Origin of the sequence: Limosilactobacillus caccae (genome assembly GCF_900156885.1) — a bacterium.
Lineage (GTDB): Bacteria > Bacillota > Bacilli > Lactobacillales > Lactobacillaceae > Limosilactobacillus > Limosilactobacillus caccae.
Genome location: NZ_FTOY01000011.1, coordinates 825,131 through 847,951 on the forward strand (window position 1 = coordinate 825,131; position 22,821 = coordinate 847,951).

Here is a 22,821-nt window from a genome sequence, read left to right on the forward strand (position 1 = left end):
GTTAAAAATAAACATTCTGAACCTCAAATTATTATAGTTCGTTCTTATCCTGTTGGAAGTCAAAGAACTTCTTAATCGCCCAGTCACCAATTCCTGGCATTACCTGATAGGCCCAACCAAGGTAGGCAACATAGCCTGGAACGTTGATTTCACGGGTCTTGTAACCAACATTGTTCCAAATCTGCCGGGCTAAGTCTTCCGGCGAAATAAAGAGCCACTTTGGTAAGTGTGACCGGTATGTCGAATCACTATCCGCCTTATCAAAGAATGGGGTGTTGATGGGCCCCGGATTAACCGTTAAGACCTGGACACCATAGTCGGCGACCTCCATCCGCAAGACATTGTCGAACTGGATAACTCCCGCCTTAGTCGCCGAATAAATGGCACTGTTAGGGGTTGGCAGTTTTCCGGCAATCGAGCCCATGTTAATAATTGCCCCGTATCCCTGGTTCATCATCTGCTTAGCAACACACCGACTAATATACATCAAGGCTAACAAGTTTGTCTTGACCATTTGCGTCATCTTTTGCTGTGATTGCTTTACTGCCGGAATAAAATCACCGAGCCCAGCCGAATTAATCAATACGTCGATCCCCCCAACCTCGTGTTGGATTTTATCGAGAACCGCATCGATTTGGTCTGGCGAAGTTACGTCTAGCTGGTAGGCAAAGGCTGGGCGGCCAGATAAAATCAGACACTTTTTCGCAACATCTTGTAACTTGTTTAGGTTCCGGGCAGTCACAACGACAATTGCCCCCCGGCGTGCGGCCTCAAGGGCTAATTCCTTCCCGATCCCGCTTGAGCCACCCGTTATTAAAACAACTTCATTCCTTAAAAAGCGCAATGTTTTTACTCTCTTTAACATTTCTCACACATCCCTTTTTCATTTCTTGAATGGAATATCAATCACGTCAAAGTCATTTACTACCCGTGTATCGGGGAAAAGATTCCGAACCTGGTATGCTAACTGGTAAGCAGCCTTTCCAGCATACCGGGCCGAGATATGGGTCAACAGCAACTTCTTTGCGCCAGCCTTTTTAGCAACTTCGGCGGCCTGCTTACTGGTCGAATGGTAGTAGCTATGTGCCATCTTTGCTTCGTCCTTCGCGAAGGTACTCTCGTGAACAAGGACATCGGCATCTTTGGCGAGCAAGACCGCATTCTTATTCTGTCGGGTATCACCAAGAATTGTAACTATTCGGCCTGGCTGTGGTTTACCAATAAAGTCATGCCCGTCAAGGACCCGGCCATCAGGAAGTTCCACTGTTTTACCAGCCTTTAGTTGCCCGTAGATTGGTCCTGACGGCACATTAGCTGCCTGGAGTTTATCAACCAACAATTCACCTGGATGGTCTGCTTCTTCAACCCGGTAGCCAAAGCAGGCGATCTTATGGTCAAGCTTTCTTGCTACAACGCGGAAGCCATGATCGTTAAATATTTCGCCCTCATCAGTCAACTCCACAAAGTGCAGTGGGTAGCTTAGCCGGGATTCACTCACTTGTAGCGCAGTCAAGACAAAATTTTTAATGCCAACGGGGCCATAGATCGTGAGTGGCTCCGTCCCACCTTGAAATGATCGTGAACTTAACAAGCCAGGGAGGCCAAAAATATGGTCCCCGTGGAGGTGCGTGATAAAGATTTTTTCAATCTTGCGGGGGCGAATAGTAGTATTTAATATTTGATGCTGGGTCGCTTCACCAACATCAAATAGCCAGATTGCGTTGCGCTCTTCTAATAAGCGGAGGGCAACGCTTGTTACGTTTCGTTGTTTACTCGGCGATCCTGCACCAGTTCCTAAAAATTCAAGCTGCATTTATTCTTCCTACCTTTGCTACAATTTTACTGGATAAATTCAAAAACAAACTTTTCAATTCGCACGAGGTCCCCATCCTGGACACCCTTTGCCCGCAGTGCATCATCAACACCCATGTGGCGAAGCTGCCGGGCAAATCGTAGCTGGCTTTCTTCATGCGTCAAGTCGGTCATCTTAAACAAGCGAATTAGCTTCTCACCGCCAAGAACCCAGGTGCCATCTTCATCCTTCGTAATCGTGAAGTCCGCGCTGTCTTCCTTTTGTGGTGCAGCGGCCTTGTATTCGGCAACCAATTCCTTATCGTGACTCTCACTATCAAAGGCAGGTGTCTTATCCAATAGGTCCGCCGTCAGTTGCATCAACTGTTGAACCCCCTGGTGGGTAACCGCAGAAATTGGGAAAATCCGTGGCTTATCGGCTAAGGTCGTATCGGTTGCTAAGTCTGCCTTAAATGTTTGCAGGTTCTCCGTGGCGTTTGGGAGATCCATCTTCGTTGCAACAACAATTTGCGGCCGCTTTAGTAGTTCCGGATCATAATTAGCTAATTCATGGTTAATCTGTTGGTAACGCGCAATTGCTTGGTGGGCATCCTCACTGCTCATGTCAACCAGGTGGAGTAATACCCGTGTCCGTTCGATATGCCGTAAGAATTTAAGGCCTAGCCCGATTCCCTTTGAGGCCCCCTCAATCAGTCCGGGCATGTCGGCCATCGCGAAATCACGTCCATCTGGGAGCATAACCATCCCCAAATTAGGGGTCAATGTAGTAAACTCGTAAGCCGCAATTTTAGGCTTAGCACCGGTGACAACGGAAAGTAAAGTTGATTTACCGACCGATGGAAAGCCAATCAAGCCGACATCAGCCAGCATCTTTAACTCTAATTCAAGATAGTGGTCCTCACCCGGTTCACCGTTTTCGGCAATTTCTGGTGCTGGATTCTTGGCACTGGCAAAGTGAATGTTTCCCCGGCCACCGCGGCCACCCTTGGCAACCACTAATTCCTGGTCCTTTTCAACTAGGTCACCAATTATTTCACCAGTATCAAGATCACGGACAGTCGTTCCTTGTGGCACCGCAATCACTGTATCGTCCGCACTTGGGCCGGTCATCTGCTTACTCATCCCGTTACCACCGTTTTTGGCCTTAAAGATCCGGTGGTAGCGAAAGTCCATCAGCGTCCGCAGTCCTTCGTCAACTTTTAAGATAATACTGCCACCGCGGCCACCATCACCACCAGCTGGGCCACCATTGGGTACATACTTTTCTCGACGGAAGGCAACCATTCCATCGCCACCCTTACCGGCATGTACTTCAATTTTTATTTGATCAACAAACGTGTTCATAAATGAGTGTCTCCGTTCTTTAGTCTAGTACTATTAGTATATTTAAGAAATTTAAGTGTGTCAAAATCAATCGTGACTGCTCCCCTTGGCAACCTCAGCATTCTTCTGGAGCGAAACCTTGATTAGTTGCGCGGTCGACCGGTTAATCCCTAAGGAATGGATCTCATCAACCGGGGCCTGGGCAATTTTAGTAATTGAGCCGTACTTTTTAAGAAGCTTTGTCCGGGTGCGCGGACCAACCCCCTTAATCTCATCTAATCGTGAGCTCAATGAATGCTTAGTGTGGACACGCCGGTGGAAAGTAATTGCAAAGCGGTGGACCTCATCTTGGATCCGCTGAACCAGGTAAAAGCCCTGGCTCCGTGGGTCCAAATTAACGTGCTGGTCATCATCGCCAAATAACAGGTCCGCTGTCTGGTGCTTATCATTTTTAACCATCCCAATAACTGGAATATCAAGGTTTAATTCGTTTTCTAAGACATCTTTTACCGCATCCATTTGAATTTGGCCACCATCCATAAAGATCATGTCCGGCATTGGTTTATTCTCTTTTAGCAGTCGTGAGTAACGGCGCCGAATAACCTCCCGTGTACTTGCCGCTTCATCAGCATGGTCAATGACCGTCTGAAGCTTGTATTTGCGGTAAAGTTTCTTTGCCGGTTCACCATCGACGAAGACTACCATGGCACTGACCGGGTCGGCCCCCTGGATATGCGAGTGGTCAAACGCCTCAATCTTGTGACCGGCCGGCAACCCTAATGCGTCGGTAATCTCCTTCATTGCCCCAGTAGTCTTACTTTGATCCATCTCCAACAGCCGGAACTTTTCATTCAGGGATAGTTCTGCGTTTTCATGCGCCATTTCAAGAAGGTCCCGTTTTTCTCCCCGCTCGGGTGTCCGGACCGGTACTCCAAGGATTTCGCTGATTTCCTTATTTGGCAACCCTGCCGGCAAGAGGATCTCCCGCGGTAAGATATTATTCCGCCGGTTGTAAAACTGGAGGATAAAGCTAGTCATTTCTTCTTCCGCCGTATCAACAATTGGAAAAAGGCGTTTTTCCCGTTTCATCAACCGAGCCTGCCGAATAAAGAATACCTGGATGGACAGCCAGCCCTTATCCATGAAGAAATTAAAGAGGTCCCGCGGTGTCTTATCGTTTGAAATAATCTTTTGCTTTTCGACCGTCACTTCAATGTAGTGTAGCTGGTCACGGATTTCTGCGGCCCGTTCGTACTCCATTTCTTGCGATGCCTTCATCATCTTCGCGGTTAGCTGGCGCTTAACCGTTGCGGTGTTCCCATTTAAAAAGGACTTAATCCGTTTAATCTGCGCATCATATTCACTGCTTGGGACTTGCTTAAAACAGGCACCCAGACACTGCCCCATGTGGTAATACAAACACGGCCGTCCCTGGTAGCCATTACAGCGGCGCAACGGATAGACCTTTTGGATAAAATGCATTGTCTCTTCAGCCGCATAGACATTCGGATACGGGCCAAAGTAGTAACCGCCATCCTTTTTTACCTTACTAACAATTTTTATTTGCGGGTCGCGTTCGTTGGTAATCTTAATATACGGGTAACCCGTCCCCTTTTTCAGCTTGATGTTAAAGTAAGGCTGGTGTTTTTGAATCAAGGTAATCTCAAGCAAAAATGATTCCTTATTGGTGGAGGTAACAATCGTTTCAAAGTCCGCGACTTCCGACACCATCTTGGCTACCTTACCAGTGTGACTGCTCTTGAAATATGACCGCACCCGGTTTTTTAGGTTTTTCGCCTTGCCGACATAAATTATTTGATCGTTAATGTTTTTCATCAGGTAACAGCCAGGTTTATCTGGCAACAACGCTAGTTTATGTTCGATATGTTCACTTGCCATAGTACCCCTCCGAAAATTTACTAACACTATATTATATCTGAAAAAGCTGGCGGAAGGCAAAAGAAGTGCTACGACTTATCCATTGTACTTTTGTAAAAATTTATGCTAGCATTTTCTAAAAGACAGAAAAGGAGCAAGTGTAATGGGATTAGTCACTAGAAGAAATGAACAACTTGATAAGTTATTTGACCAATTTGCTGTTGACCCCAAGAAGCCAAAGGCAAAGGTAACCCTTAAAAAGAAGGACCAGCAAGAAAAAGATCAGCCAAAAAAAGAAGAAAAATAGTTCACTCAAAACAAAGAGGCCGTGGAAAATACGTTTTTTTCCACGGCCTCTTCGTTTCTAATGCGCAGGAAAAACAATCAGCTAGCGCCGCGTCGCCGCGGACTGCTTTTCGCTGTTTTCCCAGTGTGTTTAGTTTTTCTTATCAAATCCCGTTGGGTAACGACGGTTTAACTCATCAATATTATCCCTTGCAACTTCGTCAAACGGAATGTCCGCCCATTCTGCAATTTGGGATAGGTACCAGAGAACGTCACCCATTTCATGAATCAATTCGTTGCGATCCAACTTTCGCCCACGAAAAGTATAATTCTTAACGAGATCAACCACCTGGCCAGACTCCCCAGCCAGGCCTAGCGCACAATTAGTTAGCACTTGTTCATTACCGTATAATGTCCGCTTTGCAGCATTTTGGTATTCATTAAAGTCCAATTTAATTCTTCCCCATTCGCTCTTCAATCCATTGCCATACCTCATTTTTTCCCTTTTTGGTTGCGGCAGAAAAGAGGATAATTGGCGTCTCGTTATCCGCTTGTAGCGTCTTCTTTATTAAACTAACTTGCTTATTCCAGGCGCTTGCTTTGACCTTGTCAATCTTTGTTCCCACGATTAAGGTTGGCAGGTTATAGTAACGAAGCCAGTTATACATATCAACGTCATCAGCAGTCGGTGCATGACGCGCATCAACTAATTCGATCACGCCTTGAAGCTGTTCACGCTGGGTTAGGTATTGCTCAATCATTTGCCCAAACCGTTCCCGCTCCTTCTTTGAAACCTTCGCATAGCCATAGCCAGGAACGTCGACAAAGTACAATTGCTCTTCAACATTGTAAAAGTTAAGCGTCTGCGTTTTTCCTGGTTGGCTTGACGTATGGGCAAAGTTACGGCGGTTAATCAAAACATTAGTTAGCGAGGACTTCCCAACATTTGACCGTCCAACCAAGGCAATTTCTGGATAAGGCGTGTTAGGATACTGCTCATCACTGACCGCACTGATTGTTAAATCAACATTATGAACTTCCATGGTCATCTTCTCCTATGATGCCTTTTCGTCTTTCATTACGTACTTCGGATCGCTATGCTGGGTTACGCAACGCTTGTCAATAATAACCTTTTCAACATCCTTCCGGCTTGGGAGGTCAAACATCACGTCACGCATTACGTCTTCAATAATTGACCGTAATCCCCGGGCACCGGTATTGCGCTTAATCGCTAATTGGGCCATTGCACGCAAAGCCCCTTCGGTAAACTGTAACTGGCTGCCGTCAAGCCGAATCAACTCTTGATATTGTTTAACAAGGGCATTCTTTGGTTCAGTAAGGATCCGGACAAGGTCATCTTCATCAAGCATTTCTAAGGCTGTTAATACTGGCAGGCGGCCGATAAATTCTGGAATTAGCCCAAATTTTAATAGGTCTTCCGGAATGACGTGTTGCAAAATGTTCTTCTCAGTGACTTCGTCTGCTTCATGCGAGTCAGTTCCGAAACCAATCGTCTTGTCACCAAGGCGTTCCTTGACGATTGTTTCAATTCCGTCAAAAGCTCCCCCTACGATAAACAGGATGTTCTTAGTGTCCACCTGGATAAACTCTTGTTGGGGATGCTTTCGACCACCCTGCGGCGGAACATTGGCAATCGTTCCTTCCAGGATCTTTAAGAGTGCCTGTTGAACACCTTCACCAGAAACATCCCGGGTGATTGAAACGTTCTCACTCTTCTTCGCAATCTTATCAATTTCATCGATATAGATGATTCCCTTTTCTGCCCGTTCAACATCAAAGTCCGCTGCCTGTAAAAGCTTCAAGATGATGTTTTCAACGTCTTCACCGACATAACCAGCCTCCGTCAAGGTCGTCGCATCGGCAATTGCAAATGGTACATTTAAAATCCGGGCCAGCGATTGGGCCAAGTAGGTCTTCCCCGAACCAGTCGGCCCGATCACCGCAATGTTACTCTTTTGCAATTCTGTATCATTATTATCGCCGGTCATCATCGCATTGACCCGCTTATAGTGGTTATAAACTGCCACTGCTAAGGTCTTCTTTGCATCACCCTGGCCAATTACGTAATCATCCAAGTCGCTAACGATTTCTTCAGGAGTTGGAACCCGAAAAGCCTTTTGCGCTTCATCTTCTGCTAGTTCTTGGTCAATGATTTGCTTACATAAGTCGACACACTCATTACAAATGTAAACACCAGGACCAGCAACAATTTTTTTCACTTCGTCTTGGGACTTACCACAAAACGAACAATGAACTGAATCCATTCCACTGGTATCTTCAAACATAAGTGGACCTCCTCTAAGATTTACTATCAAACATAATAACAAAATTACTGACTAATTTCGACTAAAGGAGCTTGGTAATTTTGCTAATTAGTGATAAAAAAAACGTCCAATCGCGTTGATTGGACATTTCCCGTAATTTAAATAATTACTTGTTAGATGCTTAGTCCTTCTTAGCATCCTTAACTTGCTTTGCTGAATCAGCAACCAAGTCAACAGCCTTCCGGATCTTGATGTCGTGAGTAAGCATTTCGTTTGATAATGCCTTCTTAACAGCATCTTCTTCCATCCCGTATTGCTTAGCAAGGTTCTTAACTTCTTCAGCAATTTCGTCTTCAGTTGCGTCTAACTTAGCATCATCAACGATTGCTTCTAAGACAAGGTTGGTCTTAACCCGTTGTGCTGCGTCACTAGCGAATTGCTTCTTCAAGTCTTCTTCCTTTGTACCAGTGATTTGGAAGTACATTTGTGGACTGATTCCTTGTTGTTGCATTCCTGCTAAGTATTGTTGCATTTGACGGTTAGTGTCATCATCCAACATTGCTTGTGGGATGTCTTGGATTTCAGCGTTTTCAACCGCCTTGTTGATAGCAGCATCTTCAATTGCAGCCTTGGCTTGGTTTTCCTTGTCTTCTTGAAGTTGCTTCTTAGTCTTTGCCTTTAATTCATCAAGGGTATCAACATCTTCGTCAACATCCTTAGCAAAGTCATCATCAAGTTCTGGTAATTGCTTTTCCTTGATTTCGTGAATCTTTACCTTAAAGATAGCATCCTTACCGGCGAGGTTCTTTGCGTGGTAATCTTCTGGGAAGGTTACCTTAACATCAACATCTTCGTCAGCATTGTGACCGATTAATTGGTCTTCAAAACCAGGGATGAATGAACCTGAACCTAATTCAAGTGAGTAGTTGTCAGCGGAACCGCCATCAAACTTTTCACCATCAACGCTACCTTCGTAGTCGATAACAACAGTGTCACCCTTGGCAGCTGGCTTGTCTTCCTTCAATACAAGCTCAGCTTGTTGTTGACGCTTCTTTTCGATTTCAGCATCGACATCAGCGTCTGATACAGCAGTATCTTGGGCAGGAACTTCCATTCCCTTGTAGTCACCTAACTTAACTTCTGGCATAACGTCAACTTCAGCAGTAATTACCCATGGTTGACCCTTTTCCATGCTCTTGATGTCAATCTTTGGTTGATCAACTGGTGAAATGTTAGTTTCCTTAACAGCTTCATTGTAAGCATCAGGTAATACATTGTTTAACGCATCTTGGTAAAGTGATTCTTCACCGTACATTTGGTTAAAGATTTGACGTGGGACACGACCCTTCCGGAATCCCGGAACAGTGATCTTCTTACGAGTTTCTACGAAAGCTTCGTCAATCCCCTTGTTAATAGTGTCGACATCAATTTCAAATGTCAATGTACCTTTGCTGGCATCGCTATCGCGTTCCCATTTTGCTGACATTTTATTTCCTCCAATAACAAATCAATTTGACTAATGACTAATAATCACCAGTCTTTACATACTTTATTAGTTTACCGTAGGCGACAAGTAATTGCAACTCATTGCCCAATTATCATGACTTTATTTTGATTTTTTCATAAAAAAAAAGACCCGGGTAAAACCCAAGTCTTTTAGTGCTAATTGCACTTGAAATTAGTCTAACACTTCTGATACAACACCGGCACCAACAGTGTGTCCACCTTCACGAATAGTGAACTTAAGACCCTTTTCAAGGGCAACTGGCTTTTGCAAGTTAACAGTGAATGTAACGTTATCACCAGGCATAACCATTTCTACACCATCTGGTAATTCGATAGTACCAGTAACGTCAGTTGTGTGGAAGTAGAATTGTGGACGGTAGTTTGAGAAGAATGGAGTGTGACGGCCCCCTTCTTCCTTGGTCATAACATAAACTTCACCCTTGAAGTTCTTGTGAGTTTGGATTGAACCTGGTTCAGCCAAAACTTGACCACGTTGGATTTGGTCGTGTGAAATACCACGAAGAAGTACACCAACGTTGTCCCCAGCTTCACCAAGGTCAAGAGTCTTGTGGAACATTTCCAAACCAGTAACAGTTGACTTAAGAACGTCTTCAGTCAAACCAACGATTTCAACTTCGTCACCGACCTTAACAGTACCACGGTCGATACGACCAGAAGCAACAGTACCACGACCAGTGATAGTAAATACGTCTTCGACAGGCATCATGAATGGCTTGTCAGTAGGACGCTTTGGAGTTGGAATGTAGTCGTCAACAACATCCATCAAGTGAAGGATAACCTTTTCTTGTTCTTCGTCACCTTCAAGAGCCTTGAGGGCAGAACCACGAACAACTGGAATATCGTCACCAGGGAAATCGTATTCGCTAAGTAAGTCACGAACTTCCATTTCAACCAAGTCAACTAATTCATCATCGTCAACCAAGTCAGTCTTGTTTAAGAATACAACGATGTATTCAACACCAACTTGACGGGCAAGAAGAATGTGTTCACGAGTTTGTGGCATAGGACCATCAGTAGCGGCAACAACAAGGATAGCACCATCCATTTGTGCAGCACCAGTGATCATGTTCTTAACGTAGTCAGCGTGTCCTGGGGCATCGATGTGCGCGTAGTGACGCTTTTCAGTTTCGTATTCAACGTGGGCAGTGTTGATAGTGATACCACGTTCCTTTTCTTCTGGAGCAGCATCGATATCAGCGTAATCTTCTGCCTTTGCCAATCCCTTTTCTGCCAATACCTTAGTGATAGCAGCAGTTAAAGTAGTCTTCCCATGGTCAACGTGGCCAATAGTACCAATGTTTACATGGGGCTTTGTACGTTCATAATGTTCTTTTTCAGCCATTAATGAAAACCTCCTGTTAATTTACAAGTATAATGCCAGTCACCATTTATAATGACTGACACACCTTATACATATTGTACAACTTCTTTTCGCCAATTGAAAGCTTTAATCTTAGGCTCTGAAGAAGAATTCTTAAATATCATATCAACTATCTTGTCATTTGTAAATGAATTTGACTAATGTTTTTCTATTAATTCATCAATCATTGTTGCCAAGCGCTCTTGCCACTCACTCACCCTTGTTGGGACACTGATTTTTTGTCCCTCAAGCCGCGCAATCAAGAGGTCAACCCAGACATCAACATCAGTAATTACCGTCTCCAGCCGCGGGTACAAGAACATCACCTGGAGCTGAAATTCTTGAACTGCCGCCTGCGCTGTCTGTGGATTTTGATCACCAATTTGATGGTTGATCTCCCTTTTTCCAGCAATCACCAGTGGATGGTCCTTTAACGGTACTAACGCAGTCGGGACCACCGGGTATTCTTTTTTATCCAACCAGTAGTAAGTCACCTGCTCATCCACCCGTAACTTGCACAAGAGTTCAACTAAACTAGACTTAACCAGGGGGTGGGTAAACGGGTCACGTAAGAGAAATTTTGCCCCGGTTAAAAACTCCGCAAGCGGCAGTTTGAATGCTGCCTGTAACCGACTTTGCTGTTCCGGTAACGGATAATCACCAAGATGGTAAAAGTCACGTAGCCGTGTCTGCATTGTCTCCTGGTATTTTGATTCCGTTCTTTGCTCGCCCGCTTCAATTAGTGGCATCAATTGAGCGCGCCATTCTGGAAGGCTGTTTACCACTTGCCGGGCAAGGATAAATAATTCATTTTGGACAAAAATATCCACCGCTATTTGCGCATCCGCCAATTCTTCAACCATTAAGTCAAGGTACTCAAATAAGTAACTGCATGCCCTGGTATACTGCTTGGCATGATAAAGAGCAATAATCGTCAACCGGCCAACAACTGGCGAATCAACATCATTGACTAGCCCTTCCAACACCTCGCTTGCTGGTTGCCACTGCTCTTTAGCAAGTAATTCTTTTGCCTGCTGAAAACTAGCTTGTTGCTCCTCATTCATCTTGTTCACCCTTTCACCGAACATCCTTTGCACAGCGTCCTAATCCTGACTCACTAGCACGTTTTCGTCTCCTATGTTTAAACGGCAAAGAGGCTGGTATCCCAGCCCCCATCTTAATTATTTATTTTCTTTGTTTGCCCGTTTCTTACCGCGGCCACGGTGGTGTTCTTTAGTCGGACGCTGCTTTTTCGCAGGTGCTTCTTTCTTTTCACCACTGTTATTCTTTTTATTCTTCCGTGCATGCTGGTTAATTTCCATAATTACGGGAAGAATAACTGGGTGCCGCTTTGTCTGATCAAACAGGAAACGGTTCAACTTGTCGCGAACATCTTGTTTAAGATGGCTCCAGTCAAATTCTTTTTGATCAAGATTTTCCTGGACAATCTTTTCTACCAGGTCCGCACTCTGGTTCATTAGTTGCCGGTTAGTCTTAACAAAGACAAAGCCACGGGAGGTAATTTGTGGCCGAGCAACGATCTTTTTCTTCTTGCGATCGATCGTAGCCACCACGACAAAGATCCCATCTTCGGAAAGAACCCGCCGGTCACGAAGAACAATGTTTCCAATGTCCCCCACCCCAGTACCATCAATCATGGTATTACTTACGTCAATATGCTCACCAACGTGGAACTTAGCATTCTTATAAGTTAAGACATCCCCCTTGTTAAGGATGAAGATGTGGTCTTTCGGAACACCAATTTCTTCGGCTAATTCCGCGTGACGGTCGAGTAAACGGTATTCACCTTGAATTGGAACAAAGAACTTCGGCTTCATAAAGTTGAGCATCAGCTGTTCATCATTTTGGTTAGCATGCCCTGACGGATTAAGGTCATCAGAAATAAACTTAACCTCGGCCCCCGTCCGGTAGATCATATCCTTCGTCTTTTGGACCTCTGTTTCCTGGGCATAGGAAGGCGTAGTCGTTACGAAAACAAGGTCTGTATTAGATAACTGCAAGTTCGGGTTGTCACCATTAGCAATCTGCTGGAGTGACTTAATTGGTTCACCCATCTTGCCAGTCTCTAAAATAACAACCTGGTTTGGTTCAAGCTTGTCTGCTTCCTTACGACTGATAAACAGGTCTTTTGGTAGTTGCAGTTTACCAAGGTGCATTGCCGTGTCGATAATCTGTTCAATATCTTCACCAGATAAGACAATCTTACGGTCAACCGCTACTGCCGCATTAATAATCTGCTGGACCCGCATGATGTTGGACGCAACACTGGCAACAATAATCCGGCCATTTTGGTATTTAAATGTTTCCTTGATGTATTCACCAATATCTTGTTCCCGCGTTGATGCACCAGTGATGCCTGCCCCAGCTGAATCACTAAGCAGGACAAGGACCCCTTGTGAACCAATCTCCGCTAACCGCGCAAGGTCTGTCTGGTAACCCTTCTTGGCAGTTTGGTCAAACTTGAAGTCACCGGTATAAACGATGTTACCCGCTTTCGTCTCTAAGACAACCCCCAAGGTCTCGGGAATAGTATGAGTTGTCTGGAAGAAGGACACCGTCACATCGTTAAAGTCAATTGCTGTTGTCGCGTCAACAACATGGAAGTCCTTAAACTTCTTAACTTCCTTATGGCTCTTAACGGCTAACTTTGCGAGGGAAATCGTCATCTCGCTACCGAATACTGGAACATTAAAGTCCATCAAAAAGTATGGGAGGGCCCCAATTGAGTCCGCATGCCCATGTGTCAAGAATACCCCGACAATCCTGTCCTTGTGTTCACGTAGGTACTCCCAGTCTGGAATTACGACATCAATTCCCATCAGTTCATTTTCTGGATACTTCAGTCCAGCATCCAAGATGAAGATCTGGTCTTCTACTTCAACGGCGTACATGTTTTTTCCGTTTTCCCGTACACCACCAAAAGGAATAATTTTAATATTATTATCCATTGATTTGGCTCCTTTGATATTTAGTTTTGAACCCCTTATTAGCACAAGTACGTACCAATAAGAATTTTAGATCGTTCATAATAGCTATAAACATCTTACCACAACCACGGCGGATATTGGAATAAAAACAAACGGATCACCCAAATCTGGATTAGGCAGTAAAAATGGCCACAAAAAAACGGCCGAGCAGAATGCCCAGCCGCTGGTAAATAATATTACCGACGCAAACCTAACTTTTGGATAAGGTCACGGTATGCGTTTAAGTCAGTCCGACGTAAGTAAGCTAAGAGGTTACGACGGTGACCAATCTTCTTCATCAAACCACGTTGTGAGTGGTAATCATGCTTGTGTGTCCGTAAGTGATCGTTCAATTCGTTGATGTCTGCAGTTAAAACAGCAACTTGAACTTGGGTAGAACCAGTGTCACCTTCGTGAGTTGCAAATTCTTTGATGATTTCGTTTTTACGTTCTTTTGAAATAGCCATGCTATTTTCCCACCTTTCAAATATATGTCCGCCTCAGTTCTAAGTATAACGTCGGTGAGGATCGCTAAACTGAGAAGAAGGCATAATCGCTTTTGCGACCTCTATCAATATACATAAAAAAGGCAATAAATGCAACTAATTTCATGAAATTTCACGTTCACCCCTCGTTAGCTATTGCATTGCTAGCGAGTCTTTTGTATAATGACAAATGTTGAAAATTCTGGTCAACTGAAAATCGGGTATCGGAGGTGAAACTCATGCCAATTATCAAATCAGCAATTGAACGTGTTCGGACTAGTGAAAAAGCTGAAGCACGTAACGCTTCACAATTAAGCCACATGCGGACTGCTATCAAGAAGTTCGACAAGGCTAAGCTCGCTGGCGCAGATAACCTTGATGATTTATACAAGGCTGCTATCTCAGCAATCGACCGTGCCCACTCTAAGGGCCTTATCAAGGCTAACAAGGCTGCACGTGACAAGTCACGTCTCTCAGCACGTTACGCTAAGTAAATAAAAAAGCAACTATTAGTTTAGTTGCTTTTTTATTTTTAAATATTTTAAGCGGCCAAGGGAAATCACCATTCCCCTGGCCGCTGATTTTTTACCGTAGGTTGTACCGTAACTGCCAAAGCCAATGTAACAGCAAAAAATCCCTAACAGCTAACCAGCACTTTACCTTAAGCGCCCGGCTGCTGTTTTTGCTGTGAATATTGCAGCATAAACAGTTGAAATAATAATGCTGGGTCGCGCTGGGTCGTTTTGAGTGACTGTTCAATCCGAATTAGTCCTAAGTAGGCATTTTCTAGCGCGATTAGTGAAAATTGCCGAACCGTTTGCAGGCCTAATTTGACCCGGTAGGGGTGAACATTTAGCTGACTAGCTAGGTTGCCCTGGCTCAACCCCCGCTTACTCAACACCTTAATCTGAATTAGCAGCCGAAACTGGCTAACTAAAACCGCGTTGATCCGTAACGGCTGCTGCTGCCCCGCTAACAACTGTCGATAGAGGTCTAAAGCCCGCACCTGATTATGCCCGAGGACCGCTGTCACGAGGTCAAAAACATTCTCATCAAGCGACTGGGGCACTAATGATGCCACCATCTGCTTGTCGATTGCCTTTTCCTGGTAAGCGAGGAGCTTCAGTTTTGCTAGGTTAGCATCCATCATCCCATAGTCAGCATTAGTCCGCTGAACAAGCTCATCTAACGCGTCCCCACTAATTTGAAAGTTATCTTGCGCCAACTGGGCAACTACTTTTTGCCGGGCTTGTTGTTCGTTTAACGGAGCCGCATCGACTTGGACTGCTACTTTTTTTAGTTGTTTAACAATCCCCTTGCGGCCGTCAAGTTTCTCGTATGGTGCCGCGAAAACCAACACCGTTGTCGGCTCCGGGTGTTCCAAATACTGCTTCAAACTGTCCAGGTCATGGTCAATTTTCGAGCGCTTTTTTTCACCGGTTAAAAAGTACGGCTTATTGATAATCACCAACCGCCGTTCACCAAAGAATGGAGCGGCCATCGCATCATCTAGGGCCACTGCTAACGGCGTCGCTTCCATATCATAGCGGCCAACATTCATCACCTGCTCATCAGCCGGAATCAAGTTAATAAAACTATCAATTGCTTGTTGTTGCAAGACCTGCTGCGTTCCTAAAACCAGGTACACCATTGCTGGCGTCTTTGTCTTTAATTGCTGAGACAACTGGGTAATGTCCATTTTAATTCATCCCCTCTCAAGTAAGTCTTAATTTTTCCCTTATCACGGTAATAGCTATATTTTATCATTCCATACTGTTGTGTCGACAGGGGAATGATATTTGCCTGCCGTAAATTCGTGATCGTAATGTCATCGGGGTGGTGGTAACGGTTAAACCGCCCAGCTGAAATAATCCCATACTGTGCTTGCAATTGGCGGAGAAATACCGGATCAGAGGCAGTCTTACTTCCATGATGGCCTAATTTTAAAATATCTGCCCGCAGGTTAGGATACTTTTCCATAACCTTCTTTTCATTTTCACGATCAAGGTCACCGGTAAAGACAAAGCGCGCCCCACCAAACTGCCCTGCAAGAACTAACGAGTCCTCGTTCTTCGCTTCTCCCGGGGCAAAAGGATGCAAAATTTGTAACGGGAGCGTCTGCAGTTGGACCTGATCCGTTACGGGGACCAACGACGGTCGGGAAGTCCCTTCAGCTAACCGCTTCAAGAGCGCTGGTTGCTTTTCCATCCCTGCGGGGACAACAATCTGGTCGACCGTTAAATGAGCCAAGATTGATGGCAAGTAGCCGATATGATCCGCATCGTGATGGCTTAGGAAAATTGTATCAAGGTGGTCAATCCCCTGACTCTTCAAATAGTTAACAATTATCCGCTCACCATCATCGCGACTACTGACAGGCTTTGCCCAGCTCGGGCGACCGAAATTGACCTTTCCACCGGTATCAATCAGTAACACCTGGCGGTTAAACGGCTCCCGAATAATAATTGCATCCCCCTGGCCGATGTCAAAAAAGACTACCTCCCCCTTAAGTGGAACGTGGATAAGCGCCATCGTCAGTAAATAGGTGCCTGCGACCATTAGCCACACCCGTTTCAAGGAACGGTGATCACTTGCATAAATCGTTAGAATAAAGAGCAGTAGTGCCAGAAACAGTGGTGGCTTTCCAAAAAGAATTTCTCCTGGCAACCGAGAACACCAGTCAAGAAGCCGGTGGAAAATCAATAAGCCGTCATTAATTAGGTAAGTCACTGCCGGCATAAAGCAGTAGCAGCAAGCAGCAATAATCACCGCCGGGAAGATAACAACCGCAAAGACGGGGATTACAACGTAACTGGCAAGAAAACTCAGTAGATGGAGTTCATATACAAAGCTCAAAATACTCGGCACACTAACCAAGTTTAACAACACCGCCTGCTTAAACGATGTTAACTGCCGTGGTAATACTTGGAGCATAAACGATAGCAGGTAACTCAACTGGCCACCAAGGGTCAACAGCAGTAACGGGTCAATTACCAGCCCCGCCAGCAGACTGATTGCCCACCCATCTAGCGCATCCAGGTGAAGATACCGGTGGAGAAGGCCCATTTCTGCCATAATTGTTGCCCGAATCAAACTCGTCGCCCCACCACCAATAATTAGGTATAACGGCAGTAAACAGATTAATAGCCAGTCAATTACTTCCCGGTCCCACCACAAGTACACTAATAGTTTGCGCAAAAGGACCGTCAGCAACACAACATGCATACCAGAAATACAAAATAAGTGCAGTAAACCGAGCTTTTTGACACTAGCAAGTAGGTCGGTGGTTTCTTCACTCGCTTTACCAACAATTAATTGCAGGCAATAAGAATCTAGTGGCGAAGGCATGGTAGCAAAATAGTGGCTAAGACACGCACGGCGGTAATGGCAGTTACCAACAATCCCCATTTTTTCAACTGGGACTACTTCTTGCAATTCATTAATTTGAACGTGAGTGGTAAGTCGACGGTGATAGTTGTAACGTTGGTAGTTAAACTGGTTTTCGTTTGTATTAGGCAAAAATGGCTGCATTTTTCCGCTGATCTTCCAAATGACTGGCCGTGTTGACTCCGCTAACTCCCTTGCAACTTGCGCACTCTTGACTGTCATCGTTAGCGATTCGCGCTTGTTTGTCGTCAGGTCCTTTCCGACAGCCGTCATGAAATTCCCCTTAACCGTTAGTTCATCAGGGTAAACTAATACCATCTGGGTGACCGGGCCAACTTTACTATCTTGCTGCCACATCCATTGCCGACCAACACAAAAGAAAAACGTTACCCCACAAATCACCACTGTCAGTAGTAGCAATGCCGGTTGCTTTAACGTTACAATCCGCCACATGAAAAACAATAAAAGCAGCCCGAGCCAGTGGGCGGAAAAGAAACTAACAGTTACCAGGCCGGCGGTGATTGCCGGAAAAATCCATCGGTGTTGGATCGTTTACTTCTGCTCTGGATTAATGTATTGATCCAGGTCCACTTCTTCAAGAATATTATCGTCTAATTTGATTTGGTGTAGCGTGACCTTTTTTAGGTCAATTAGCTTCATTGCATAGTCGTCATTGTGGTAATTACGGATGTAGTTGATCTCCCGAATCCCCGTCTGCAACAGGCTCTTGGTGCATTGTAAGCACGGGAAATCCGTGACATACAGGCTGGCCCCATCGGCAGAAATCCCAAACTTAGCACACTGCAAGAGGGCATTCATCTCCGCATGAATTGTCCGGACACAGTGACCGTCACGTAAGTAGCATCCCTCATCCAGGCAGTGTTCATCCCCAGCAACCGCACCATTATAGCCGCCGGCAATGATCCGCTTGTCGCGAACTAATACTGCCCCTACCGAGAGGCGGTTGCAAGTACTGCGCGATGCCAGTAGTGCTGCTTGGATCATAAAATACTGGTCCCAGTCAATCCGTTTTTTCATAATCGTCACTCCTTTAATTTGAAATATAGTATAGCAAAAAATCGCTCTAAACCAAAAATTAGACTGATAAGTGTTCCTTCATCTTTGCAACAGTTTTTTCACCAAAACCATTAATTTCTTTTAGCTCGTCAACCGTCTTAAACTGGCCGTGCTCTTGCCGGTATTGGAGGATCAAGTCGGCCTTCTTATCACCAATTCCCGGAATCTGACATAGCTGTTCCTTGCTGGCAGTATTCAAATTGATGTTACTAGCCGGACCATTGAGCTCCCCACTAGCAACCGAACTCGTCAGTGGATCGGTAACCGTCTCCCCCTTCGTTGGGATATAAATCATCTGCTGGTCGGTCAGTTGCTTCGCAAGGTTCACTTGCCGAAGGTCGGCTGATGCTAATGCGCCACCCGCGGCATTCACTGCTTCATTGACCCGTGAATCGCTTTTTAACTCATAGACGCCGGGCTTTTGCACTGCCCCCTTGATGTCAATCGCCACAACCGTCGGCAAATGATGCGCGCTACTTTCGCTGCTACTACTAACCGCGACGGCCTGGCTGCCAGCTGTCGTGATTGGTTTACTCATCGTTGTCGATGCGTAGTAGCAAAGAGCAAGTGCTAGCCCGCCGGCAACAAGAATTTGTAGTCTGTATTTATCCCATAATTCAATTAATTTCTCCATTGCATTTCCCCCTCTATTATTTAAATACGTAAAAAAATCGAAAATGCACGAAAAAAATAAAAAAAGTGGCGGTGACCTCCTGAAAAAGCAACATCGCTTTTTCAGCGGATCAACTACCACTTTTAATGTGTTCGTAAATAATCAACTGCCTGGTCAAAGGATGATACCGGAACAACCTTCATTTCCGGCGCATATTTTTTGGCGGCCTTTTGAGCCATTTGGTAATTCGTCAAGTGACCTTCTTCGTATTTGAGAATTTCTTTTGATGGTTTAATGTACGGAGCAAAGAAAATTGAGGCCCCTGCGCGGTGAGCGGCAATAACTTTTTTATCAATTCCGCCAATTTCGCCTACCGAACCATCAGCGTTAATCGTCCCCGTCCCGGCAATCTTTCGACCGCGCTGGAGATTTTCACCACTGACTTGTTGGTAAATCTGCAAGCTAAACATCAAGCCCCCAGAAGGGCCCCCGTATTCTTGGGCATTAACTTTGACCGGAATATCCGTCTTAACCTTCATGTTGTTGGTCAAGATAATCCCGATGCCTGGCCGGTTGGTGGTCGTCAGCTTGACGAGTGGCTTAGTCACCGTCTTCGTCTTGCCATCACGGGTATAGGTTACTGCCAATGGGGTGCCAACCTTTTTCCCCGCAATATAATTTTGAAAGCCCTGGGCGGTGTTAAAGTGACGCCCATCGACCTTGGTGATTGTATCGCCGACGTGAACGTCGTGTTTAAACTTCGAATTTTTCTGAACCTGCAAAACATAGATCCCTAGGTACTGACGGGTAACCTTCTGGTGAGCTGCTTTAAAGGCAACCGCAATTGCTTCATTGATGGAACTGTCCATGTAGAATTTTTGTACCCGGTCATATGTCGCGCTATTCTCCCCACCAGTGACGTCTTCAGCGCTTTCGACCGACATGTAGGGAACTAGCTTAGCGCAAAGGTAAGTTGCCGGTGTCGCCCTGCCAAGCGAAACAGCCGTAATCATAAAGCTCCCCTTGTAGCGGTCAGGATGCCCCTTCACCTTAACAAATGATTTCAGGTCAGCTGCCGCCCCTGGACTTTCAACATATGAGTTCAACGGCCAAAATAAGAATGCCCCGAGTAAGAGAACTACTGCCAGGACAATCCCTATTCGCCGCATGATAATACTATCTTGCTTCTTCATTGTGCTCCTTAACCTGTAACATCTTCTTTTCTGCGAGCCGTTTCTTTAATGCCTCATTAATATTGGCTGGTAAATAGGCGGAGATATCCCCACCAGAAGAGGTTACTTCCTTGAGAATCGTACTGGAAAGGTGTTGATACTCGGGTTTGGCAAGGAAGAAGACCGTTTCACACTGGTCGTCTAAAAAATTGTTCATCGCCGCAATGTCACGTTCATACTGAAAATCAGTCGTGTTGCGCAGTCCCCGCATCAAGTAATCTGCACCGATCCGGTTCATTAAGTCGACGGTTAAGCCAGAGGTGGTAATCACGGTCACGTTATCAAGACCCGCGACCGCTTCCTTAATCTGGGCGACCCGTTCGTCCACGGTAAACAGTGGCTCCTTATTGACATTCGTCATGACGGCCACCGCTAACTGATCAAACAAGGCACTTCCCCGTTTAATCAAGTCAAGGTGTCCCAAAGTAAGGGGGTCAAATGATCCCGGAAATACTGCTACTTTCATTTGCTAACTCCTTTCACGTTGGTAAATTGTCAAAACGGTAATCCCATATTCCTGCCGTTTAATTAACTTAAAACCAGGTAACTCAGTTGGCAAATTTGCCTCCTGGTTTGTTTCAGCAACAATAATTGCTTCATCGCTAAGTAAATCATCAGCAACCATCTTATTGATGTCATCGATAATCTTTTGCTTGGCGTAGGGCGGGTCTAAAAAGACTAGGTCGAAACGCTCACCATTTTTTTGTAAGACGTGCAACGCCTTTTGCGCATCCATTTTATAAACAGCGAATTTTTCTGGATGCTTTGTTACCGCAATGTTCTTTTTAATCGTCTTAATCGCTTGGTACTGCCGGTCAATTAAGACTGCCCGGTCAAAGCCACGGGAGACCGCTTCAATGCTTAAACCACCGCTGCCCGCGAATAAGTCTAAGCTAGTTCCCCCGTCAAAATAAGGGCCAATCATGTTAAATAACGCTTCCTTGACCTTATCCGTGGTTGGCCTAGTCGCCATTCCAGGGACCGCACTAAGCTTCCGGCCGCGGAAATCACCAGATACAATTCTCATTTCTTATCATCCTCATCGTGTAGTTGGTAAACACCAGTTAATTCAAGGTCAGCTAAGGTTGGATCGAGGTCCGGTCGTGCTGAAACTTCGACCCGCCGAACAGCGCGTAAGTGGCTGATTTTTGCTTGGACCTCGTCAACATCAGCTTGGTTGACGTATAACACCACATAATGCATCCGGCGGGAAACATACTCAATTATCCCGTAATGACGGAGCGCGCGAACAACCCGGTTACCGTTGGTATAAACAATCAATGCCCGTCGCGGGGTTAAATTAAACATGGCTCTCACTCCCATCTACAACGTACGGATTACCTAGTACTAACCGTTCCCGGTTCTGCTGCATACTGATGTTCATAATGATGCCGACGACGGCAGATAAAATGATCATACTCGATCCACCATAACTAATAAACGGGAACGTAACCCCGGTAATCGGCAACAGGCCGAGCACCCCACCAATATTAAAAAATGTTTCAACTGCAAAGAAGGTTGCCGAACCGTAGCAAACCAGTGTTTCATAAAGGCTATTAGCCCGAACACCCACTTGGATCATCCGGCAAATCAAGGTCAGCAGTAAAATCAAGATGAAGCTAACCCCAACCAAACCTAATTCTTCACTCGTAATCGACATGATAAAGTCAGTATTTGGTTCCGGCAAGTAACCCAGTTTCTGGATACTATTCCCAAGGCCAACACCAAAGACGCCCCCATTACTGATGGCGTAATATGAATTGACCAGCTGACTCCCTGAACCACTAGCGTTACCAAACGGGTTCAAAAAGGCAACAAACCGGGCAACCTGGTAGCCGCCCCCCTGTAGGATCCCACTTTCTACCATTCGCTCTAACGCAAAGTAGCCAATAGCGGGAATCCCGATGATTGTTGCTAAACCAACCCCCCACTTATAATCAGCAGCTAAAAGCATTACGATGATGATTGCCCCGTTAATCGACATCCCACCGACATCAGGTTGAGCAAGGATCAATAGCAGGAAGAAAAAGACAATCATCCACGGCCCCAGCGCGGACGTTGTAAAGTGCTGACCACGCTGGCGGACCTTATCCATCCGGTCGGCTAAATATAAGATGAAGTAGAGCTTACATAATTCCACCGGCTGGATATTAATTGGCCCTAGGTTAAGCCACCCCTTCGCCCCATTGACAGCCCGACTAAAGGCGAGGACAAAGAGGAGCATAGAACCAATCAAAAAGGTCGAAATTTTCAAAAACCGGGGAGTCCGGTAGTGTCGTAACGGGTAATTCGTCAAAAAGGTCATTACCCCGACCCCCATCAAAACAAAAATCGTCTGCCGAATTAAATAACCTAGCGGCGTTCCCCCATTTTGCATTTCAATCGCTGCACTTGAAGAATACACCATTACAATTCCAATCAGGCATAGTGCAAGATATGGAACCAGTAAATAATAATCTAGGTAGCGGATATCATTCCATACAGAGCGAATCTTATGGAATCTCAATTTCTTCTTTTTCACAAAGCGCACCTGCCTAAAGTTAAAATACAGTCACTATTATACAACAAAT

General features: G+C 45.3%; 23 protein-coding genes. 2 read left to right on the forward strand and 21 right to left on the reverse strand.

Annotation, left to right across the window (positions count from 1 at the left end):
* Positions 1–31: 31 nt before the first annotated feature.
* The 4 genes from CZ502_RS10035 to uvrC form a co-directional block, all read right to left on the reverse strand.
* Entirely contained in the window at positions 32–865 is an 834-nt protein-coding gene (locus tag CZ502_RS10035) for an SDR family NAD(P)-dependent oxidoreductase (RefSeq protein WP_076462151.1), read from the reverse strand.
* Between the two features lie 18 nt (positions 866–883).
* The gene (gene rnz, locus CZ502_RS10040; protein ID WP_076462153.1) at positions 884–1,813 is read right to left on the reverse strand and encodes a ribonuclease Z; all 930 of its coding nucleotides are present in this window, start codon (positions 1,811–1,813) and stop codon (positions 884–886) included.
* A gap of 26 nt (positions 1,814–1,839) precedes the next feature.
* Entirely contained in the window at positions 1,840–3,156 is a 1,317-nt protein-coding gene (gene obgE / locus CZ502_RS10045; RefSeq protein ID WP_076462155.1) for a GTPase ObgE, read from the reverse strand.
* Positions 3,157–3,222: 66 nt separating this feature from the next.
* Positions 3,223–5,034, reverse strand: a complete 1,812-nt coding sequence (gene uvrC, locus CZ502_RS10050) for an excinuclease ABC subunit UvrC (protein ID WP_076462157.1) — start codon at positions 5,032–5,034, stop codon at positions 3,223–3,225.
* A 142-nt stretch (positions 5,035–5,176) separates the two neighbouring features.
* On the opposite strand from uvrC, the gene CZ502_RS10815 reads away from it, so the two are divergent.
* Positions 5,177–5,320: an SPJ_0845 family protein gene (locus CZ502_RS10815; protein WP_200804234.1), complete on the forward strand. Its 144-nt coding sequence runs from the start codon at positions 5,177–5,179 to the stop codon at positions 5,318–5,320.
* A gap of 129 nt (positions 5,321–5,449) precedes the next feature.
* On the opposite strand, the gene CZ502_RS10055 is transcribed toward CZ502_RS10815, so the two are convergent.
* The 8 genes from CZ502_RS10055 to rpsO all read right to left on the reverse strand — a co-directional run bounded on the left by CZ502_RS10055 (position 5,450) and on the right by rpsO (position 13,924).
* Entirely contained in the window at positions 5,450–5,749 is a 300-nt protein-coding gene (locus tag CZ502_RS10055; protein ID WP_076462159.1) for a nucleoside triphosphate pyrophosphohydrolase family protein, read from the reverse strand.
* Position 5,750: 1 nt separating this feature from the next.
* Positions 5,751–6,341, reverse strand: coding sequence for a ribosome biogenesis GTP-binding protein YihA/YsxC (gene yihA, locus CZ502_RS10060; RefSeq protein ID WP_076462161.1), 591 nt, complete (start codon positions 6,339–6,341; stop codon positions 5,751–5,753).
* A gap of 12 nt (positions 6,342–6,353) precedes the next feature.
* Entirely contained in the window at positions 6,354–7,604 is a 1,251-nt protein-coding gene (clpX, locus tag CZ502_RS10065; protein ID WP_076462163.1) for an ATP-dependent Clp protease ATP-binding subunit ClpX, read from the reverse strand.
* 160 nt (positions 7,605–7,764) lie between these two features.
* Positions 7,765–9,069: a trigger factor gene (gene tig / locus CZ502_RS10070; protein WP_076462165.1), complete on the reverse strand. Its 1,305-nt coding sequence runs from the start codon at positions 9,067–9,069 to the stop codon at positions 7,765–7,767.
* A gap of 192 nt (positions 9,070–9,261) precedes the next feature.
* Positions 9,262–10,452: an elongation factor Tu gene (tuf, locus tag CZ502_RS10075; protein ID WP_076462167.1), complete on the reverse strand. Its 1,191-nt coding sequence runs from the start codon at positions 10,450–10,452 to the stop codon at positions 9,262–9,264.
* A 176-nt stretch (positions 10,453–10,628) separates the two neighbouring features.
* Positions 10,629–11,534, reverse strand: a complete 906-nt coding sequence (locus CZ502_RS10080; RefSeq protein WP_076462370.1) for a hypothetical protein — start codon at positions 11,532–11,534, stop codon at positions 10,629–10,631.
* A 117-nt stretch (positions 11,535–11,651) separates the two neighbouring features.
* Positions 11,652–13,439 carry a ribonuclease J gene (locus CZ502_RS10085; RefSeq protein WP_076462169.1) on the reverse strand — a complete coding sequence of 596 codons (1,788 nt, stop codon included), beginning with the start codon at positions 13,437–13,439 and terminating at the stop codon, positions 11,652–11,654.
* Positions 13,440–13,654: 215 nt separating this feature from the next.
* Positions 13,655–13,924: a 30S ribosomal protein S15 gene (gene rpsO / locus CZ502_RS10090; RefSeq protein WP_076462171.1), complete on the reverse strand. Its 270-nt coding sequence runs from the start codon at positions 13,922–13,924 to the stop codon at positions 13,655–13,657.
* Positions 13,925–14,181: 257 nt separating this feature from the next.
* Here rpsO and rpsT point away from each other — a divergent pair, with 257 nt between their 5' ends.
* Positions 14,182–14,436: a 30S ribosomal protein S20 gene (rpsT, locus tag CZ502_RS10095; protein WP_076462174.1), complete on the forward strand. Its 255-nt coding sequence runs from the start codon at positions 14,182–14,184 to the stop codon at positions 14,434–14,436.
* Between the two features lie 167 nt (positions 14,437–14,603).
* Here rpsT and holA read toward each other — a convergent pair whose 3' ends face one another.
* From holA to CZ502_RS10140, 9 genes are all read right to left on the reverse strand, one after another.
* A complete protein-coding gene (gene holA / locus CZ502_RS10100; RefSeq protein ID WP_076462177.1) occupies positions 14,604–15,641 on the reverse strand; it encodes a DNA polymerase III subunit delta in 1,038 nt (345 codons plus the stop codon).
* Positions 15,611–17,782, reverse strand: coding sequence for a DNA internalization-related competence protein ComEC/Rec2 (locus CZ502_RS10105; RefSeq protein ID WP_076462372.1), 2,172 nt, complete (start codon positions 17,780–17,782; stop codon positions 15,611–15,613). Before CZ502_RS10105 ends, holA begins: the two co-directional genes overlap by 31 nt.
* 99 nt (positions 17,783–17,881) lie before the next feature.
* On the reverse strand, positions 17,882–18,367 hold the full coding sequence (locus CZ502_RS10110) for a ComE operon protein 2 (protein WP_076462179.1): 486 nt from the start codon (positions 18,365–18,367) through the stop codon (positions 17,882–17,884).
* Between the two features lie 58 nt (positions 18,368–18,425).
* Entirely contained in the window at positions 18,426–19,040 is a 615-nt protein-coding gene (locus CZ502_RS10115; protein WP_076462181.1) for a helix-hairpin-helix domain-containing protein, read from the reverse strand.
* Between the two features lie 122 nt (positions 19,041–19,162).
* Entirely contained in the window at positions 19,163–20,212 is a 1,050-nt protein-coding gene (locus tag CZ502_RS10120; protein WP_076462183.1) for a SepM family pheromone-processing serine protease, read from the reverse strand.
* Positions 20,196–20,717 (reverse strand): pantetheine-phosphate adenylyltransferase, encoded by a 522-nt coding sequence (gene coaD / locus CZ502_RS10125; RefSeq protein WP_076462185.1) that lies wholly within the window; start codon positions 20,715–20,717, stop codon positions 20,196–20,198. The genes CZ502_RS10120 and coaD overlap by 17 nt, the downstream gene beginning before the upstream one ends.
* A gap of 3 nt (positions 20,718–20,720) precedes the next feature.
* Positions 20,721–21,278, reverse strand: coding sequence for a 16S rRNA (guanine(966)-N(2))-methyltransferase RsmD (gene rsmD, locus CZ502_RS10130; RefSeq protein WP_076462187.1), 558 nt, complete (start codon positions 21,276–21,278; stop codon positions 20,721–20,723).
* Positions 21,275–21,559 carry a YlbG family protein gene (locus CZ502_RS10135; RefSeq protein WP_076462189.1) on the reverse strand — a complete coding sequence of 95 codons (285 nt, stop codon included), beginning with the start codon at positions 21,557–21,559 and terminating at the stop codon, positions 21,275–21,277. Before CZ502_RS10135 ends, rsmD begins: the two co-directional genes overlap by 4 nt.
* Entirely contained in the window at positions 21,552–22,772 is a 1,221-nt protein-coding gene (locus CZ502_RS10140; protein ID WP_076462192.1) for an FtsW/RodA/SpoVE family cell cycle protein, read from the reverse strand. The genes CZ502_RS10135 and CZ502_RS10140 overlap by 8 nt, the downstream gene beginning before the upstream one ends.
* Between the last annotated feature and the right edge of the window lie 49 nt (positions 22,773–22,821).

What these genes read in the sequence shown, in the direction of transcription:
- obgE (WP_076462155.1), bottom strand. Translation starts at nt 3,156, where the DNA reads ATGAACACGTTTGTTGATCAAATAAAAATTGAAGTACATGCCGGTAAG.
- holA (WP_076462177.1), bottom strand. Translation starts at nt 15,641, where the DNA reads ATGGACATTACCCAGTTGTCTCAGCAATTAAAGACAAAGACGCCAGCA.
- CZ502_RS10115 (WP_076462181.1), bottom strand. Translation starts at nt 19,040, where the DNA reads ATGGAGAAATTAATTGAATTATGGGATAAATACAGACTACAAATTCTT.
- clpX (WP_076462163.1), bottom strand. Translation starts at nt 7,604, where the DNA reads ATGTTTGAAGATACCAGTGGAATGGATTCAGTTCATTGTTCGTTTTGT.
- coaD (WP_076462185.1), bottom strand. Translation starts at nt 20,717, where the DNA reads ATGAAAGTAGCAGTATTTCCGGGATCATTTGACCCCCTTACTTTGGGA.
- rsmD (WP_076462187.1), bottom strand. Translation starts at nt 21,278, where the DNA reads ATGAGAATTGTATCTGGTGATTTCCGCGGCCGGAAGCTTAGTGCGGTC.
- tuf (WP_076462167.1), bottom strand. Translation starts at nt 10,452, where the DNA reads ATGGCTGAAAAAGAACATTATGAACGTACAAAGCCCCATGTAAACATT.
- CZ502_RS10110 (WP_076462179.1), bottom strand. Translation starts at nt 18,367, where the DNA reads ATGAAAAAACGGATTGACTGGGACCAGTATTTTATGATCCAAGCAGCA.
- CZ502_RS10120 (WP_076462183.1), bottom strand. Translation starts at nt 20,212, where the DNA reads ATGAAGAAGCAAGATAGTATTATCATGCGGCGAATAGGGATTGTCCTG.
- uvrC (WP_076462157.1), bottom strand. Translation starts at nt 5,034, where the DNA reads ATGGCAAGTGAACATATCGAACATAAACTAGCGTTGTTGCCAGATAAA.
- CZ502_RS10035 (WP_076462151.1), bottom strand. Translation starts at nt 865, where the DNA reads ATGTTAAAGAGAGTAAAAACATTGCGCTTTTTAAGGAATGAAGTTGTT.
- CZ502_RS10105 (WP_076462372.1), bottom strand. Translation starts at nt 17,782, where the DNA reads ATGTGGCGGATTGTAACGTTAAAGCAACCGGCATTGCTACTACTGACA.
- rpsO (WP_076462171.1), bottom strand. Translation starts at nt 13,924, where the DNA reads ATGGCTATTTCAAAAGAACGTAAAAACGAAATCATCAAAGAATTTGCA.
- CZ502_RS10135 (WP_076462189.1), bottom strand. Translation starts at nt 21,559, where the DNA reads ATGTTTAATTTAACCCCGCGACGGGCATTGATTGTTTATACCAACGGT.
- rnz (WP_076462153.1), bottom strand. Translation starts at nt 1,813, where the DNA reads ATGCAGCTTGAATTTTTAGGAACTGGTGCAGGATCGCCGAGTAAACAA.
- yihA (WP_076462161.1), bottom strand. Translation starts at nt 6,341, where the DNA reads ATGGAAGTTCATAATGTTGATTTAACAATCAGTGCGGTCAGTGATGAG.
- CZ502_RS10085 (WP_076462169.1), bottom strand. Translation starts at nt 13,439, where the DNA reads ATGGATAATAATATTAAAATTATTCCTTTTGGTGGTGTACGGGAAAAC.
- CZ502_RS10080 (WP_076462370.1), bottom strand. Translation starts at nt 11,534, where the DNA reads ATGAATGAGGAGCAACAAGCTAGTTTTCAGCAGGCAAAAGAATTACTT.
- rpsT (WP_076462174.1), top strand. Translation starts at nt 14,182, where the DNA reads ATGCCAATTATCAAATCAGCAATTGAACGTGTTCGGACTAGTGAAAAA.
- CZ502_RS10815 (WP_200804234.1), top strand. Translation starts at nt 5,177, where the DNA reads ATGGGATTAGTCACTAGAAGAAATGAACAACTTGATAAGTTATTTGAC.
- tig (WP_076462165.1), bottom strand. Translation starts at nt 9,069, where the DNA reads ATGTCAGCAAAATGGGAACGCGATAGCGATGCCAGCAAAGGTACATTG.